The organism is Angustibacter sp. McL0619, from assembly GCF_049994355.1.
In the GTDB taxonomy this organism is placed as follows: Bacteria; Actinomycetota; Actinomycetes; order Actinomycetales; family Angustibacteraceae; genus Angustibacter.
The window spans coordinates 4,163,227-4,179,305 of record NZ_CP188257.1 but is presented as its reverse complement, the minus strand read 5'-3'; the positions used below and the strand labels follow the sequence as shown (position 1 = coordinate 4,179,305).

At 69.0% G+C, this 16,079-nt stretch carries 12 protein-coding genes and 1 pseudogene; 6 read left to right on the top strand and 7 right to left on the bottom strand.

The genetic code is table 11. The features are described 5' to 3' along the window. Positions 1-151: 151 nt before the first annotated feature. The gene (locus ACPPVT_RS19565; RefSeq protein ID WP_426563223.1) at positions 152-1,906 is read right to left on the bottom strand and encodes a BTAD domain-containing putative transcriptional regulator; all 1,755 of its coding nucleotides are present in this window, start codon (positions 1,904-1,906) and stop codon (positions 152-154) included. 107 nt (positions 1,907-2,013) lie between these two features. After that, positions 2,014-2,265 (bottom strand): DUF4242 domain-containing protein, encoded by a 252-nt coding sequence (locus ACPPVT_RS19560; protein WP_426563221.1) that lies wholly within the window; start codon positions 2,263-2,265, stop codon positions 2,014-2,016. Between the two features lie 215 nt (positions 2,266-2,480). Between ACPPVT_RS19560 and ACPPVT_RS19555 the strand changes: the two are divergent. Both ACPPVT_RS19555 and ACPPVT_RS19550 read left to right on the top strand, forming a co-directional pair. Beyond that, positions 2,481-2,849 (top strand): annotated as a pseudogene (locus ACPPVT_RS19555) (phage tail sheath C-terminal domain-containing protein); the annotation flags it as partial. Continuing rightward, the gene (locus tag ACPPVT_RS19550; RefSeq protein ID WP_426563219.1) at positions 2,824-3,594 is read left to right on the top strand and encodes a DUF5995 family protein; all 771 of its coding nucleotides are present in this window, start codon (positions 2,824-2,826) and stop codon (positions 3,592-3,594) included. The pseudogene ACPPVT_RS19555 and the gene ACPPVT_RS19550, both read left to right, overlap by 26 nt. On the opposite strand, the gene ACPPVT_RS19545 is transcribed toward ACPPVT_RS19550, so the two are convergent. Beyond that, entirely contained in the window at positions 3,531-4,397 is an 867-nt protein-coding gene (locus tag ACPPVT_RS19545) for a hypothetical protein (RefSeq protein ID WP_426563218.1), read from the bottom strand. The genes ACPPVT_RS19550 and ACPPVT_RS19545 overlap by 64 nt on opposite strands. A 193-nt stretch (positions 4,398-4,590) precedes the next feature. Between ACPPVT_RS19545 and ACPPVT_RS19540 the strand changes: the two genes are divergently transcribed. The 3 genes from ACPPVT_RS19540 to ACPPVT_RS19530 all read left to right on the top strand — a co-directional run bounded on the left by ACPPVT_RS19540 (position 4,591) and on the right by ACPPVT_RS19530 (position 7,766). Then, positions 4,591-5,922, top strand: a complete 1,332-nt coding sequence (locus tag ACPPVT_RS19540) for an ABC transporter substrate-binding protein (protein WP_426563216.1) — start codon at positions 4,591-4,593, stop codon at positions 5,920-5,922. An 84-nt stretch (positions 5,923-6,006) separates the two neighbouring features. Continuing rightward, positions 6,007-6,945, top strand: a complete 939-nt coding sequence (locus tag ACPPVT_RS19535) for a carbohydrate ABC transporter permease (protein WP_426563214.1) — start codon at positions 6,007-6,009, stop codon at positions 6,943-6,945. Beyond that, positions 6,942-7,766, top strand: a complete 825-nt coding sequence (locus ACPPVT_RS19530; RefSeq protein WP_426563212.1) for a carbohydrate ABC transporter permease — start codon at positions 6,942-6,944, stop codon at positions 7,764-7,766. Before ACPPVT_RS19535 ends, ACPPVT_RS19530 begins: the two co-directional genes overlap by 4 nt. Before the next feature lie 18 nt (positions 7,767-7,784). Here the strand turns inward: ACPPVT_RS19530 and ACPPVT_RS19525 are convergent, their stop codons facing one another. Beyond that, positions 7,785-10,076 (bottom strand): family 78 glycoside hydrolase catalytic domain, encoded by a 2,292-nt coding sequence (locus tag ACPPVT_RS19525; RefSeq protein ID WP_426563210.1) that lies wholly within the window; start codon positions 10,074-10,076, stop codon positions 7,785-7,787. A 193-nt stretch (positions 10,077-10,269) separates the two neighbouring features. On the opposite strand from ACPPVT_RS19525, the gene ACPPVT_RS19520 reads away from it, so the two are divergent. After that, a complete protein-coding gene (locus tag ACPPVT_RS19520; protein ID WP_426563208.1) occupies positions 10,270-11,310 on the top strand; it encodes a LacI family DNA-binding transcriptional regulator in 1,041 nt (346 codons plus the stop codon). Here ACPPVT_RS19520 and ACPPVT_RS19515 read toward each other — a convergent pair. From ACPPVT_RS19515 to rhaI, 3 genes are read right to left on the bottom strand one after another with little or no spacing between them, the layout of a single operon-like run. Continuing rightward, the gene (locus tag ACPPVT_RS19515; protein ID WP_426563206.1) at positions 11,292-12,776 is read right to left on the bottom strand and encodes a rhamnulokinase; all 1,485 of its coding nucleotides are present in this window, start codon (positions 12,774-12,776) and stop codon (positions 11,292-11,294) included. The genes ACPPVT_RS19520 and ACPPVT_RS19515 overlap by 19 nt on opposite strands. 11 nt (positions 12,777-12,787) lie before the next feature. Then, positions 12,788-14,827, bottom strand: a complete 2,040-nt coding sequence (locus ACPPVT_RS19510; protein WP_426563204.1) for a bifunctional aldolase/short-chain dehydrogenase — start codon at positions 14,825-14,827, stop codon at positions 12,788-12,790. Next, positions 14,827-15,987, bottom strand: coding sequence for an L-rhamnose isomerase (gene rhaI, locus ACPPVT_RS19505; protein ID WP_426563202.1), 1,161 nt, complete (start codon positions 15,985-15,987; stop codon positions 14,827-14,829). The genes ACPPVT_RS19510 and rhaI overlap by 1 nt, the downstream gene beginning before the upstream one ends. Positions 15,988-16,079: the final 92 nt, after the last annotated feature.

The window sequence follows — 16,079 nt, the reverse complement described above, 5'->3', positions numbered from 1 at the left end:
GGGGCGCGGGGGCCTACGACGCTAGGCGGCGTCGAGAATCCCCGTGCGACAACACGTGAACTTTACGGTGCGAATGTCCAGAAATGTACTGTCGGAGAAAAGGTCTCTCTCTGTGAAAAGCGACCTCTAGGTTTGTCCTGGATCGAGTTCCTCAGCCGAGCAGTGTGGCCGCTGCGGCGTCGCCCTCGTTGCCGAGGTCCGCACCGAAGCGCAGGCATCGGTGGCTGAAACCGAGCATCCCCGTCCTGGACGACACGTCCCGCAAGGTCTCGACCCAGGTCGCGACGTCCGGGTGGCCGTGCCGAGAGCCGAGCTCGCACTGGGTGTCCAGGATGTAGGCGTCGAGCCACACGTAGGAGTCGGCCATCCGGTTGTTGCGTACTCGTGCGTCGGCGAGCAGCTTGAAGGCCCGGTCGATCTCGCCGGCCGCCTCCGCCACGAGCGCCAGGCCGTGCGCGGACAACCCTTCCCAGCAGGGGTCCCCCAGCTGGCAGGCCCGGGCGAACGCCTGCTGGAGCAGCTCCGCCGCGCCTTCGTGGTCCCCGCACGCGAGCTGGACCTCGCCGCGCAACGCCTGCGGCCACGGCACGAATCCCAGCCAGTGCTCGCGGTGAACCAGCTCGAGCGAGAGCTCCAGCTGGCGGGCGGCCGTGTCCAGGTTGCCGCGAAACAGGTTCACCCGGCCCAGCATCGACAGCGCGAGGGCCTCCCGTCGGGGGTCGCGCGCGTTCCGCGACAGATTGACGGCCGACTCCAGCAGCCCAGCTGCACGGTCGTAGTCGGCCCGGTCGCTGCGCACCGCGCCGAGGTAGGTGGTGGCCTTGGCCGCGGTGGCGGGCGAGCTGCCCGGCTGGTTCAGCGCGTCGGTCAGCCAGACCTCGGCACGGTCGTAGCGGGCCCTGAGGAAGTCGACGTAGCCGAGCTCGGCGCGCACCTGCGCGACCTGGTCGGTCAGGCCGCTGCCCAGGGCGATCTCGTCGGCCTCATAGAGGGCGGCCAGGCCCTCTTCGTCCAGTCCACGCAGGGAGTGGATCAGCGCCTCGGCGAGCACCTGTCGAGTGGTGACCCGCAGCCGGGTGGTCCGGCCCAGGTCGGCGAGCCGTCGCGCGGAGCGCAGGGACTGCACGCCCGCCTCGATGGCACCGGCCGACACCGCGGCCGAGCCGGCCTCGACGATCGCCTCGACGGTGGCGTCGTCCGCGTCGCCGTCGGCGCTGCGCCGGGTCTCGCTCAGCGCGGCCCGGACCGCCGGCCCGGGTGCCACCCCCAGCTCCGTCGCGAGCGTGCGCTGGCAGAGCGCGAACTGTCGCTCGGCGGCTTCGTCGTCGCCCGCCAGCCGGTACAGCCGGATCAGCAGTGCCTGGTGGTTCTCGTCCAGCGGGCTCATCCCGGCGGCGCGGGCCGCGTAGCGGATGGCCTCCGGCAGCCGACCCCGGGACAGCGACCCGAGGGCGGCCTCGTGCAGGATCGCCTCGCAGGCCGCCGCGACGTGACGCTGCTGCGCGAGCAGCCAGGTCTCGAACGCCGGTGCGCCACGGATCGCGGTGCCTTCCAGCAGGTCCGAGCCGATGCCTGGCAGGTCGACCGCGTCCCCCCAGGCGCCTCGGGCGACCACCTCGACGTCGACGACGGTGTCCGGTGGCAGGTCCAGCACCACCGGGTCGCCGGCGATGCAGCCGTCGTCACCGAGGCCCCGCCGGATCTCGGACAGCCCCCAGCGCAGCGCTCGGATGGGGTCGTCCGCCTCGGCGAACAGCAGCGAGGCCAGCTGGCTGCGGGAGGTGGGCCGCTCGGCCAGGAGCAGGTAGGCCAGCAGAGCCCAGCTCTTGCGGCTGCGGAATACGTAGTCCTCGCCGGTGTCGCGCTCGATGCGCGGTCGGCCGAGGAGGTGGACGGTGGTCTTCATGGCTGCTCGCATGGTCCCGCGGTCGCCGTCCGCGGCCAACAGGGTTAACGGCACGCGAACCGCAGACCCGCCACCTCCTGCCTGGCGGGCCTGCGGCAACCTCGTGCCTACGCGTGCTCGCTGACCGGGTAGATCTCGTCGGCGACCAGGCCGTGCGCCTCGCGGTGCACGGTGTTGGCTGCGTCGGCGTCCGGGGCGTCGACCAGGCAGAAGATCTTGCCGGCCCGCTCGTCCACCCAGTAGCGCAGGTAGTTCACGCCGTGCGGGCCCTGGGTCTTGAGGTCGGCGGCGTGCGCGCCCGCGACGTCGTCCACCGTCACCCCACCGTCGATGGTGTGGACGTCCATGAAAAGTGCCATCTGCGTTCCTGTTCTCAACGTGGGGCGGCCGGTTCGGCCGCTCCGGTGGAGCCATCTGACCTCGACGGTGTTTGACGGACCGTTTGACGTTGGTACCGCACCGCGAACGATGGTGATCTTGTGCGCCTGACCGGGCCGGGTCTACGGTGGCGCCCGACATGGCGGACGGCCACAGCACCGTGCATGCCCGGACGATTCTCGGACGAATCCCCGGCCGCTCCGTCGCGAGCGACCCACAGTGGAAGTACGTCAACGTGCGACGCCTCCTGCTCTACCTGGAGCACTCCCTCCAGGGGGGGCTGGAGTGGGTCGCCTTCGAGCCGAACGGTGAGCGACTCTGGGCGGCGGTGCGGGAAGCCGCCTCGACCTTTCTGTACCAGGAGTGGCGGGACGGCGCGCTGATGGGCACCGGCGCCGAGGAGGCGTTCTTCGTCCGTTGCGACCGCAGCACGATGAGCCAGAACGACGTCGACAACGGTCGGCTGGTGTTGGAGATCGGGGTGGCGCCGGTCCGACCGGCCGAGTTCGTGGTGTTCCGTATCGGCCAGTGGACCCTGTGTGACGGGGACCGACCCACCGGGTGAACCGCGTTCGCTCGCCGGGGTGGTGGCCGCCATGCAGTCCCGGCTGGATACCCTGCCGGCCAGCGCCGAGAGTCGACGGGTGTTCCTGGACACTTACTGCCGCACCACGTCAGCGGTCGGCAGCGCGATCGCCCGCGGGGTCTTCGAGGACGCGAAGTGGGTGCAGGACTGGGACGTCGCGTTCGCCGACCTCTACCTGGACGCCCTGGACGCCGACCTGGCCGGGGGAGCGGGCGTGCCCCGGCCCTGGCGGCTCGCGTTCGACGCCCCACCGCAGCTGCCAGCCCTGCGACACGTGCTGCTCGGGATCAACGCGCACATCAACTACGACCTCCCGCAGGCGTTGCTCGCCGTCATCTCGCCGCAGGACTACGCCGACCGCCAGGTGCTGGGCAGCCGTCGACGCGACCACGAGCGGATCGACGGCGTGCTGTCCGCGCGGGTCGCGGCGGAGGACGACGAGCTGGCCGGGGTCAGCCGCCGGACCCTGCTCGACCGGGTGCTGCAGCCGCTCAACCGGCTGAGCTCGAAGCGCTTCCTGCGTGAGGCTCGCCAGAAGGTCTGGCTGAACACCGAGGAGCTGCACGTCGCGCGACTGGCCGGCGACGCCGCGTACGCCGAGCGGCTGGCCGAGCTCGAGCTGCTCAGTGCCGCCAAGATCGCCGACCTGCTGGCGCCGGGTCAGGTGCTGCTCAGGCTCGCGGTGGCCGGCTTCGGCGTGGTGCTGCCGCCGCCGCGTTCGTAGAGCAGCCACAAGTAGGTCGATCCCGCCAGCACGCCGAGGAAGCCCAGCAGCAGTAGCCAGGTGAGCGGCCGCGAGGTGTCGAACTCGCTGTGCGCCCGGGCCGCCGCGACCAGGATGAGCACCACCATGATCACCTCGACCTGGAGCATCAGCCGCAGCGACGTCCAGCGCGGATCGACCAGCACGCCGATCCCGGCGGACCCGAGGCAGAAGACCGCCGCGACCACCCGGCAGGTCAGCGGGGTGAGCGTCCACGGCCAGATGCCGATGAACTGCTGTGGTGCGACGAACATGGCCAGCCCCTGCAGCAGGGCGAGCAGACCGACCCCGCCCACCACCGCACGCGACACCTGTCCCAGCCGCAGCTCCTGGGCCGTGGGCTTCGCAGAGACCCGCTGGTTGGTCAGCCAGGCACCCAGGACGAGGAACGGTGCGACGAAGTAGAGGCCGGCCCAGAGCCAGAACGCCACGTGGCCGTGGTTGAACCTGTCCCAGTGCACGATGGTGGCGATGCCCAGCAGGGAGGCGAAGAGCGTGACCGCCGCGAACCCGATCCGCAGGGTGTTCCACCGTTTGGCCCAGGCAGCCCGGATGAAGAAGTAGGCACCTCCCAGGTACGCCGAGGCGAGCACCATCGGCGTCATCGTCGGGTGGATCGTCCAGGCGAACAGCCGCGCGGTGTCGTCCGGGACCGGGTAGAGGACCGCGAAGGCAAGCAGCAGGAACGGTGTGATGAACACGGCCAGGCCCCTGGTGTAGGTCAGCACGCGGTCGTCGTGCTCGCTCGGTGCGACAGGCTCCATGACGGCCCCGACCTCGTTGGCCCCCTGCTCCGATGCCGCCGACGATACGCGTGCTGACCACGGTCGGGATACGACCGGTTCACAACTGCGCAGAAACCCTTGACCTGGACCCTCCGAGTCGAATAGCGTCTGCGTTCAGCGACATGAAACGTTACAACTGGGCGCAGGCCCGACGACATCCCTGGAGGACAGGATGAGCATCCCGATGAAGCGGCGCTCACTCGCGATCGCCGTCGCCGGACTCGCGAGCGCGCTCGCTGTGACGGCTTGTAGTGCAGGCTCTTTGAAGTCGGGGGGCGACGACAAGAACGGTGCGACGACGCTGTCGTTCCTCGTCGACAACTCCGACTCGACCGTCAAGACCGCGCAAGGTCTGGCTGATGCGTTTCACGCCAAGAACCCCAACATCACCATCAAGCTCGAGCAACGACCGGGTGGCGGTGACGGTGACAACCTGATCAAGACGCGCCTGTCGACCGGCGACATGAACGACGTGTTCATGTACAACTCGGGCTCGCTGTTCCAAGCGATCGACCCCGCGAAGAACCTGGTGCCGCAGACCAGCCAGCCCTGGCTCAAGGACGTCGAACCCTCCTTCCAGACCGTGGTCAAGGCCGGCAGCGACATCTACGGCGCGCCGTTCGGGGTGGCGATGGGTGGCGGCATCCTCTACAACAAGGCCATCTACTCCAAGCTGGGCCTGAGCGTCCCCAAGACCTGGGCCGACTACATGTCCAACAACGCCAAGGTGAAGGCCGCCGGGATCGTGCCGGTGATCCAGACCTACGCGGACACCTGGACGTCGCAGCTCTACGTGCTGGCGGACTTCCACAACGTCGCGGCAGCCCAGGCCGACTGGGCCACCAAGTACACCCAGAACCAGGCGCACTACGTGGACGACCCGGCGTTGCTCGGGTTCCAGCGTCTGCAGGCGGTGCACGATGCCGGCTACCTGAACAAGAACTACGGCTCCGAGAAGTTCGAGCAGGGGCTGAAGGACCTGGCGGACGGCAAGGGCTCCTCCTACCCGATGCTGACCTTCGGGATCGGCACCATCCAGGCGCAGAGCCCGGACAAGATCAAGGACATCGGCTTCTTCCCGCAGCCGGGCGACGACGCCGCCAAGAACGGGCTGACGCTGTGGCTGCCGCCGGGCATCTACATCCCGAAGACCACGACCGGCGCCAAGCTCACGGCTGCAGAGAAGTTCCTGGGCTTCGCCGCCAGCAAGGAGGGCTGCGACGCGCAGACCAAGGGCTACCCGCCGGCAGGCCCGTACGTGGTGACCGGGTGCACGCTGCCCGGCGACGTCCCGGACGCGGTCAAGGACCTGTCCAAGTACGCCGGCGACTCGGACAACGTCACCCCGGCGCTCGAGTTCCTGTCGCCCATCAAGGGCCCGGCCCTGGAGCAGATCACCGTCGAGGTGGGGTCCGGGTTGAAGAAGGCGCCGGACGGCGCTGCGCTCTACGACAAGGACGTGAAGAAGCAGGCCCAGCAGCTGGGACTGCCCGGCTGGTCATGAGTGACTCGGTCGGCGGCTCCCCGCTGAGGGGCGCGGGGAGCCGCCGACCGCACGATCCCGACGGACCGGATTTGAGGTGACGACGTGGCCACCACCACGAGCACGACCGACGCGGCGACGAGTACACGACAGCGCGAGCCCGCATCGCAGGACAGTGCGTCTCGCCGGCGGCAGAAGGTCTACCCACTGTGGTTCTACCTGCCGGCTGCGGTGGTCTTCATCGGCCTCTTCCTCGTACCGACGATCGTGTCCTTCTTCTTCAGCCTCACCCGGTGGACCCTGTTCGACTGGCACTTCATCGGACTGGACAACTTCGTGGCGTTCTTCCAGGAGGACGCGCTCACCAAGGGCCTGGTCAACACCCTGATCTACGCCTTCGTGACCTGCGTGCTCAAGGTCGTCATCGGTATGGCGCTGGCCCTGCTGCTGACCTCGCAGATCATCGGTCGGCCCTTCCTGCGCTCGGTGGCGTTCTTCCCGGTCCTGGTCAGCGCCATCGGGATCGGGATCACGTTCCAGGTACTGCTGAACCCGGACACCGGCATGGTGAACCGTGCGCTCGCAGTCGTCGGGATCCAAGGCCCGGCCTGGCTGGTGGACACCAAGACCGCCCTGCTGTCCGTGGCCATGGTGGACGTCTGGAAGGGCGTCGGCCTGGCGATGGTCATCTTCATCGCGGGCATCGTGACCATCCCCGGCGAGTACGTCGAGGCGGCCAAGGTGGACGGCGCCTCGCGCTGGCAGGTCTTCCGCAATGTCATCCTGCCCCTGATGCGGCCCGCGACCGCGACGGTGATCATCCTGTCCCTGATCGGCGGACTTCGGTCCTTCGACCTCATCTGGTCCATGACCAAGGGCGGGCCTGGGTTCACAACGGACGTCATCGCGTCGGTGATCTACAAGCAGTACCAAGCCGGCTTCTACGGCTTGTCCACTGCCGGCAACGTCATCCTGTTCCTGCTGGTGACCGTGATCGTCGTGCCCTTGTTCTGGGTGCTCAACCGCGGGGAGGTGGACCGATGAGGCACAGAGGAGTCCTGCTGGGGACCGTGTCGATCGTGCTGTTCAGCGTAGTCTTCATTGTCCCGTTCATCTTCATCCTGCTTTCCGCGGCGAAGAGCCCCAGCGAGGCAGCCGAGTTCAGCTTCTCCTTGCCGACGCACTGGCACCTCCTGGACAACCTCAAGGGAGCCCTGCAGGCCAGGGACTACATCCTGGTGATCGCTCTGATCAACAGCACCATCCTGACGGTCAGCGCAGTTGCGCTCCTGGTGGTCTTCAGTGCGATGGCGGCCTACGTGCTGCAGCGCCGCAAGTCCAAGCTGAACCCGGTCGTGAACATGTTCGTCCTGGCCGGGCTGATCATCCCGCCGGCCGTGGTCCCCACCATCTGGGTCCTGCAGAGGCTGCACCTGTTCAGGACGATGTCGGGTCTGATCTTCGTCGAGGTCGCGCTGGGCATGGCGTTCTGCGTCCTGCTCTTCCGCGCCTTCATCTCCACGATCCCGCGTGAGCTGGACGAGGCTGCGCTGATCGACGGCGCTGGCCCGATCCGGCTGTTCTTCCAGGTGATCTTCCCGTTGCTGCGTTCGGTGATCGTCACCGTGATCGTGCTGCAGTCGGTCTTCGTGTTCAACGACTTCCAGAACCCGCTGTACTTTCTGCCCGGTGACGAGAACGCGACGGCCCAGCTGACGTTGTTCAACTTCCAGAGCCAGTTCAACACCCAGTACAACCTTCTGTTCGCCAACATGCTGCTGATCACGGTGCTGCCGTTGGTCATGTTTCTGTTCTTCAACAAGCGCATCGTGGCCGGCATGACGGCTGGTGCCGTCAAGGGCTGACGAGGGTGGGAGGCGCGCTCAGGCTGCGGCCCGGGCGGCCTTGAAGGTGTGTTCGCCGGGGCCGACCTCGACGTCCGGCTCACCCGGTAGCCGCACGAGCGCGCTGACGCCGTCCGGCACGACTGCGGTGACCTCGAGGTCGCCCTCGTCGTCAACGGACCAGGAGATCTGGAGCTGCCCGTGCGGCGTCCCCAGGCTGGTGCGTGCCCAGGTCAGTCCGCCGCCCGGGACCGGTGCGATCAGTGCGCGTCGGTAGCCGGGTTCCAGCGGGGCCAGGCCGCCGACCGTGCGGTGGATCCAGTCGGCGACGCCACCGAGCGCATAGTGGTTGAAGCTGGTCATCTCGCCGGGGTTGATCGAGCCGTCCGGCAGCATCGAGTCCCAGCGCTCCCACACAGTGGTGGCGCCCATGGTCACCGGGTACAGCCAGGACGGGCACTGACGCTCCATCAGCAACCGGTACGCCGCGTCCAGGTGCCCGGTGCTGGTCAGTGCGTCGGTGACGTACGCGGTGCCGGCGAACCCGGTCGAGATGCGGTAGTCGTTCTGCGCCACCAGCTCGGCCAGCCGGCTTCCCGCTGCCGCCAGGGCGGCACCGTCCAACAGCTCGAAGGTGATAGCCAGTGCGTACACGGTGGCGCAGTCGCTCAGGACCGTGCCGTCGGAGCGGACGTAGTGCTGCAGGAACGCCGCCCGGGTGCGGGCAGCCAAGGCGTGCCAGGACGCGGCGTCCTCGGTCCGGCCGAGCAGCTCGGCCGTCCGGGCGACGAGAGACGCGGACCGGTAGAAGCACGCGGTCGCCACCACCCCGTTGTCCGCCTTGGCCTTGAAGGGCTCGTCCGGCGGCGCCTGCGGGTCGAGCCAGTCACCGAACTGGAACCCGGTGTCCCACAGCCCGTTCGGCGACAGGAGCGACTCGACGCGGCGCACGTGGGCAGTCATCGAGTCGTACTGGTCCTCCAGGTCTGCGAGCTGGCCGTAAGCCTGCCACAGCGCCCAGGGCACCCAGACCGCAGCGTCGCTCCAAACGGCGGTGCTGTCGGGGGTGGGGAACTCAGCCGGCAGCGTCTCGTACTTGAGGATGTCCGGGATGACGAACGGAACCATGCCTTCGTGGTGGGACTGCTCGGCGGCCAGGTCGAGCAGCCAGTCGCGCAGGAAGTCGCGCACGTCGTACAGGAACGTCGCGGAGGGCGCGAAGACCGACAGGTCGCCGGTCCAGCCGAGGCGTTCGTTGCGTTGAGGGCAGTCCGTGGGCACGTCGAGGAAGTTGCCCCGAAGACCCCAGACCACGTTCTCGTGGAACCGGTTGAGTAGCGCGTCGGAGCTCTCGAAGTGGCCGGTGCGCTTCAGCTCGGAGTGGACGACGACCGCGTCGACGTCCGCCAGTGACGACCCGGCGGGCCAGCCGTCGATCTCGGCGTACCGGAAGCCGTGGAACGTCTTGGTCGGCTCGAACGTGTCGGTGCCGCCGCTGAGCACGTAGCGGTCGGTGGCTTCGGCGTCGCGCAGCGGCCGGGTGCCCAGCTCGCCGTGCTCGAGCACCTCGGCGTGCCGCACCGTGACGGTGTGCCCGCGCTCGCCCTGGACGCGCAGCCGCACCCAGCCGACGGCGTTCTGGCCGAAGTCGAGCAGCAGCCGCCCGGACGCCGTCGTCCAGACGGCGGTCGGTCGCAACGTCTCGTGCCGGACCACCGGCGGACCGACGTACGCCGTGAGCCGGCCTAGGTCGAACTCCACTGGGTGGACGCCGGCCCAGCCGGCGAGCTTGGCCCCGGGCTGCTTCCACGTCTCGTCGCGCAGTCGCGCGTCGATGGTCTGCCCGTCGTACAGGTCGTTGGCGACGGTGTCCGATGGACCCGCCTGCCACGTCGGGTCGGTGCCGACCCGCTGGGTGTGGCCGTCCTCGAAGGTGACGTCGAGCTGGGCGAGCAGGGCCAGCTCAGGGCCGTAGAACGCCCGGTTGCCCTGGAAGCCCAGCCGGCCGCGGAACCAGCCGTTGCCGAGCTGGACGGCAAGGACCGAGTCGTCATCGAGCAGCCCGCTCACGTCGTACTCGCGGTATCGCAGGCGCCACTCGTAGCTCGACCAGCCCGGGCTCAGCACGTCGGCGGAGACGGGCACACCGTTGATGAACGCCTCGAAGATCCCGCAGGCCGTGATGGCGAGCGTGGCACGTGCGATCGGGCCGTGCCCGGCGTCCAGCGTGAACTGCTGGCGCAGGTTCGGTGCGCCGTCGAACTCCTCGTCCGGTGAGACCATCTGGGCCGTCCAGTCGGTGCGGTCGGGACGGGCCGGATCCTGGGACATACGCGCATCTCCCCACTCTGCGAAAACGGTCGGAACTGCTACTGGCACACATGTTGAAACGTTTTACACACTTCCATTCCCGTCAAGTCGCTGTCAAGGACCGGCCCACTCATTGATACGATTTAGGCCGGGGACCCTGAGCGCGCTGCCTCGTCCGGCCCGGGCGACACCTGAATGCACCTGGAGCTCGTAGATGTCAGAGACGGTGAGCGTGAAGGACGTCGCGTCGCGGGCGGGGGTCTCGCTGGGCACGGTGTCGAACGTGCTCAACCGGCCGGACCGGGTGACCGAGGCGACCAGGGCGCGGGTGCACGCCGCGATCGACGAGCTCGGCTACGTCCGCAACGAGGCCGCCCGGCAGCTGCGAGCCGGACGCAGCCGGACGATCGGCCTGCTGGTGCTGGACGTCGCGAACCCCTTCTTCACCGACCTGGCCGCCGGCGTCGAGATCGCCGCGGATGCCAACAACCTCGGGGTGATGCTCTGCAACAGCAGGGAGTCCGAGTCCCGCGAGGACAAGTACCTGAGCATGCTCCAGGAGCAGCGCGTGTTCGGCATCCTGATCACCCCGATGTCGGCCCGCAGCAAGAACATCAGCCGGATCGCCCGCTCCGGCACCCCCGTGGTCATGGTGGACCGCCCGTCGTCGTCCAACTTCTGCTCCGTCTCGGTGGACGACGTCTCCGGTGGGCGGCAGGCGGTCGCGCACTTGATCGCGTGCGGGCACACCAGGATCGGCTTCGTCGGAGGTCCCAGCTCGATCGGGCAGGTCGAGGACCGGCTGGCCGGCGCCAGGCTGGCCATGGAGCAGGCGGGACTGAACCCCAAGGACCTGGCGGTCCTGGAGACGCCTGGGCTGAACGTCGCGGCCGGTCGCGCGGCGGGCGACCAGCTCCTCACCCGCGGCGCCAGACGACCCACCGCGGTGTTCTGCGCCAACGATCTGCTCGCCCTCGGGATGCTGCAGAGCATGACGGCGAACCGGCTCGCGGTGCCCGACGACATGGCGATCGTCGGCTACGACGACATCGACTTCGCCGCTGCCGCGGCCGTCGCCCTGACCTCAATCAGGCAGCCGACGACCCAGCTGGGGCAGGCGGCCGCCGAGCTGTTGATCGAGGAGGTGCGCGCTCCGAAGACGCACGGCCACCGTCAGGTGATCTTCGCCCCCGAGCTCGTCGTCCGTTCCTCGACCCAGGGTGGTGCGTCGGGCGGTCAGGCCGTGGCCGGTTGACTCGTCCGGCGGTCCAACCGGCCCTGGGCAGCGTCCCACTCGGCCTGCACCCCCTGGGGTTCGTAGCGCACGACCTGCTGGGTTCGGGACACCAGCTGCCGCAGCGCAGACAGGTCGCCGGACAGCCCACCGAGTGCGCGGGCCTGCACGAGCGCGTTGCCGATCGCGGCAGCCTCGACCGGGCCGGCCAGCACAGGCACCCCGCAGGCGTCCGCGGTCAGCTGGCACAGGAGCGCGTTGTTGGCTCCACCGCCGACCACGTGCACAGTTTGCACGTCGACCCCGGTGACGGCCTGCGCCAGGCGGACCGCCCGCCGGTAGGCAAGGGCAAGGCTGTCCAGGATCGTTCGGACGACCTGAGCCGGCTCCGTCGGCGGCCGCTGCCCGGTCTGCTCGCAGAGCCGGGCGATCCGGGACGGCTGGTCGCCGGGTGGCAGCAGCGACGCGTCGTCCGGGTCGATCACCCAGGTCAGCCGCGGCAGCCGCGCCGCCTCGTGGATCAGTCGCCGCAGGTCCTGCGGCCGGCCGGCCAGCTTCCAGGTGCGCAGTGACTCCTGGATGATCCACAGCCCCATCACATTGCGCAGGAAGCGAACCGTGCCGTCGACCCCGGCCTCGTTGGTGAAGTTCGCGGTGCGCGCCGCGTCGGTGAGCACGGGTTCCGCCAGCTCTACGCCGACCAGCGACCACGTGCCGGAGGAGATGAACGCCGCCGTCCGCGGGTTACCCAACGGTGTGCCGGCGACCGCTGACGCGGTGTCGTGCGAGCCGACCGCCACCACCTGGGTTCGCTCGCTTCCACCGATCAGCCCGGCGAAGTCCCTGGTGACCGGTCCGATGACGGTGCCGGGATCGACCAGCGGTGCCAGCAGCTCGAACGGAACTCCCAGTCGGGTCAGGAAGGACGGCTCCCAGCAGCGTCGCGTCGCGTCGTACAGCTGAGTGGTGGAGGCGTTGGTCCGCTCGGCCCCGACCTGGCCGCTCATCCAGTACGTCAGCAGGTCGGGCACCAGTAGCAGGCGCTGCGCCCTGGCCAACCTGGCCGTGCCACGCTCGCAGGCCAGCTGTACCAACGTGTTGAAAGACAGCTCCTGCACACCAGTCGTCCGGTAGAGCTCGTCGCGGCCGATCACCCGGTGCACCATGTCCAGCGCGTTCGCCGTCCGGGAGTCCCGGTAGTGCACCGGGTTGTCGATCAGCCGGCCGTCGCTGTCCAGCAGCCCGTAGTCCACCGCCCAGGCGTCGACCCCGATGCCGGCCAGCTCGCCGACCAGCCCGTGCACCCGCCGAAGGCCCTCCTGCATGCCGCCGTACAAGCCCAGAACATCCCAGTACAGGGTGTGGTCAACCGTGACCGGGACGTTCGGGAACCGGTGTATCTCTTGCAGCGCAAGCCGGTCCGTTCCGACGTCCGCCAGCATCACTCGGCCGCTGGAGGCGCCGAGGTCGACGGCGGCGACGTGCATCGTGGCAGTCCCTAGCGCAGGAACGCGGTCGCGACGCCGGAGTCGACCGGGATGTGCAGGCCGGTGGTCTGCGACAGGTCCCCGCCGGTGAGCGCGAAGACCGCCGCGGCGATGTGCTCGGGCAGCACCTCCTTACCGAGCAGGGTCCGCTTGGCGTAGTAGGCGCCGAGGTCCTCTTCCGCTACCCCGTAGACGGCCGCGCGCTGCGCGCCCCACCCGCCGGCGAAGATGCCCGAGCCCCGAACCACGCCGTCCGGATTCACGCCGTTGACGCGGATCCCGAGCGAACCGAGCTCGGCGGCGAGCAGCCGTACCTGGTGTGCCTGGTCCGCTTTGGTTGCGCCGTAGGCCACGTTGTTCGGGCCGGCGAAGACGCCGTTCTTGCTGGAGATATAGACGATGTCGCCGCCCATCTGCTGCGGCCCCATGACTCGGACCGCCTCCCGGGAGACCAGGAACGACCCCTTCGCCATCACGTCGTGTTGCAGGTCCCAGTCGCGGGAGGTGGTCTCTAGCAAGGGTTTCGAGATGGAAAGGCCTGCGTTGTTCACGACGAGGTCCAGTCCGCCGAACGCCAGGACCGCCTCGCGCACCGCATTCGCCACGGCGGACTCGTCGCTGACGTCGGCAGCGACGGCAACGGCGACATCGGTGCTGCCGATCGACTCGGCCACCTTCGCGGCGGCCTCGGCGTCGAGGTCGCTGACCACGACGCAGGCGCCTTCGGCGGCCAGCCGCTCGGCGATCGCCTTGCCGATGCCGGACCCGGCTCCGGTGACCAGCGCGACCCGGGTGGCCAGCGCCCTCGGCCTCGGCAGCCGGGCCAGCTTGGCCTCCTCGAGAGCCCAGTACTCGATCCGGAACTTCTCGGCCTCGTCGATGGGGGAGTAGGTGGACAGCGCTTCGGCGCCGCGCATCACGTTGATCGCGTTGACGTAGAACTCGCCGGCGACCCGGGCGGTCTGTTTGTCCTTGCCGAAGCTGAACATCCCGACACCGGGGACCAGCACGATCGCGGGGTCCGCGCCGCGGATGGCCGGGGATTCGGCCGTGGCGTGCCGCTGGTAGTACGCCGCGTACTCCTGCCGGTAGTCGGTGTGCAGCTCGCGCAGCCGGGCCTCGACCTGCTCCAGGTCGGCGCCGGGCCCGAGATCCAGGACCATCGGGCGGATCTTGGTGCGCAGGAAGTGGTCCGGGCAGGACGTACCCAGGGCGGCCAGCTCGGGCGTCCGCTCGTGCGCCAGGAAGTCCAAGACGACGTCGCTGTCCGTGAAATGGCCGACCTGCGGGGCGTCGGTCGACGCCAGGCCGCGGATGATCGGAGCGAGCCGTGCGGCGCGCTCTCGCCGCACCTCCGTCTCCAGTGCTGCGTTCGCCTGGACACTCGCGCCGAACGGGTCCGGGCGTCCGTGGGTGGCGATGAACTGCTCGGCGGTCCGGATGATCTCCAGCGACCTGGCCTCGCACTCCGCGCTGGTGTCGCCCCACGCCGTGACCCCGTGCCCGCCGAGGATGCAGCCGATGGCCTGCGGGTTCGTCTCCTTGATCGCTGCGATGTCAAGTCCCAGCTGGAAACCCGGACGGCGCCAGGGCACCCAGACCACCCGGTCCCCGAAGCACGCCCGGGTGAGCGCCTCCCCGTCAGCAGCAGTCGCCAGCGCGATCCCCGAGTCCGGGTGCAGGTGGTCGACGTGGTCGGCCTCGACGAGTCCGTGCATGGCGGTGTCGATGGACGGTGCAGCGCCGCCGGAGCCGAAGAGACAGTAGTCGAGGGCAGCGACCATCTCGTCCTCGCGCTCGACGCCGGGGTAGACGGCGACCAGCGCCTTCAACCGGTCGCGCCGGAGAACGGCCAGGCCGCGCGCCGACAGGGTGCCCAGGTCGCCGCCGGAACCCTTGACCCACAACACCTGAGTCGGCTCGTCGGTCACCGGATCGGTCAGCTCGCCCTTGGCGGAGGTGTTCCCACCGGCATAGTTCGTGTTGCGTGCGTCGCTGCCCAGGCGGTTCGACCGGGCGATCAGCGCCTGCACCGTCTCGCTGACAGGCATCAGGCTCCCCACCCCGCCTGCGCACCGTCGGCGCGCTCCTTGGCCACCCGTTCGGCGTACCCGGACTGCGCGAACTCGGCCACCGGGTCGCGCGGCAGGCCGGCTTGTTCGCGGCGGTCCGAGAGGATCTCGCGCACGTCGGTCTCGAACGCGTCCATCAGCACCTGGTGCGCCCCGAGCACGTCCCCGCAGTCCTGCGCCTCGGTGAGCGCCGTTCGGTCGACCAGCAGGGCCTTGGCCGTCGCCTGCTGGACGTTGAGCACGGAGCGGATCTGGCCCGGGATCTTCTCCTCGATGTTGTGGCACTGGTCGAGCATGAAGTTCACGCCCGACTCGGGTCGATGCGCGCCTGCCTCGACGATCTCGTTCAGGATCCGGAACAACTGGAACGGGTCCGCCGACCCGACGATCAGGTCGTCGTCGGCGTAGTACCTGGAATTGAAGTCGAAGGCTCCCAGCCGGCCCTGGCGCAGCAGCTGCACGACGATGAACTCGATGTTCGTCCCGGGCGCGTGGTGACCGGTGTCCAGCACCACCTTCGCCTGCCGCCCCAGCGCCAGGCAGTGCAGCAACGACGTACCCCAGTCCGGGACGTCCATCGAGTAGAAGTAGGGCTCGAAGAACTTGTACTCCAGCAGCAGCCGGTGGTCGGGGTCGAGCGCTGAGTAGATCTGCTCCAGCGAGTCGGCGAGGCGGTCCTGGCGGCGGGCGAGCGAGTCCTGTCCGGCGTAGTTCGTGCCGTCGGGCAGCCAGATCTTGAGGTCCTTGGAGCCGGTCTGCCGCATGATCTCGATGCACTCGAGGTGGTGGTCGATCGCGCGGGCCCGGATGCCGGTGTCGACGTGGGTCAGCGAGCCCAGCTTGTAGTCGTCCTCCTGGAACAGGTTGCTGTTGATGCCGCCGATGCTGACGCCCAGCCCCGCGGCGTACTCGGCCAGACCGGCGAAGTCGTCCACGCGGTCCCAGGGGATGTGCAAGGAGACTCGCGGTGCCGCACCGGTGAGCGCGTTGACCTGGGCCGCGTCCGCGATCTTCTCCCAGGGATCGCGCGGGACTCCCTCCGTGCGGAAGACCTTGAAACGCGTGCCGGCATTGCCGTAGGCCCAGCTCGGCACTTCGACGGTGAAGTCGTCCAGCTCGTTCAGCCGATCGATCGCCACGCCCACCACACTCCCGACTGTCCCCACGTTCAGTGGGTACACGATCCCACCCGCATCGCACGCATATGAAACGTTCCAGCACAAGTTAGTGA

Coding starts and splice junctions, on each gene's coding strand:
- ACPPVT_RS19525 (WP_426563210.1), bottom strand. CDS start 10,076: ATGTCCCAGGATCCGGCCCGTCCCGACCGCACCGACTGGACGGCCCAG.
- ACPPVT_RS19515 (WP_426563206.1), bottom strand. CDS start 12,776: ATGCACGTCGCCGCCGTCGACCTCGGCGCCTCCAGCGGCCGAGTGATG.
- ACPPVT_RS19520 (WP_426563208.1), top strand. CDS start 10,270: ATGTCAGAGACGGTGAGCGTGAAGGACGTCGCGTCGCGGGCGGGGGTC.
- ACPPVT_RS19510 (WP_426563204.1), bottom strand. CDS start 14,827: ATGCCTGTCAGCGAGACGGTGCAGGCGCTGATCGCCCGGTCGAACCGC.
- ACPPVT_RS19540 (WP_426563216.1), top strand. CDS start 4,591: ATGAGCATCCCGATGAAGCGGCGCTCACTCGCGATCGCCGTCGCCGGA.
- ACPPVT_RS19545 (WP_426563218.1), bottom strand. CDS start 4,397: ATGGAGCCTGTCGCACCGAGCGAGCACGACGACCGCGTGCTGACCTAC.
- ACPPVT_RS19565 (WP_426563223.1), bottom strand. CDS start 1,906: ATGAAGACCACCGTCCACCTCCTCGGCCGACCGCGCATCGAGCGCGAC.
- ACPPVT_RS19560 (WP_426563221.1), bottom strand. CDS start 2,265: ATGGCACTTTTCATGGACGTCCACACCATCGACGGTGGGGTGACGGTG.
- ACPPVT_RS19530 (WP_426563212.1), top strand. CDS start 6,942: ATGAGGCACAGAGGAGTCCTGCTGGGGACCGTGTCGATCGTGCTGTTC.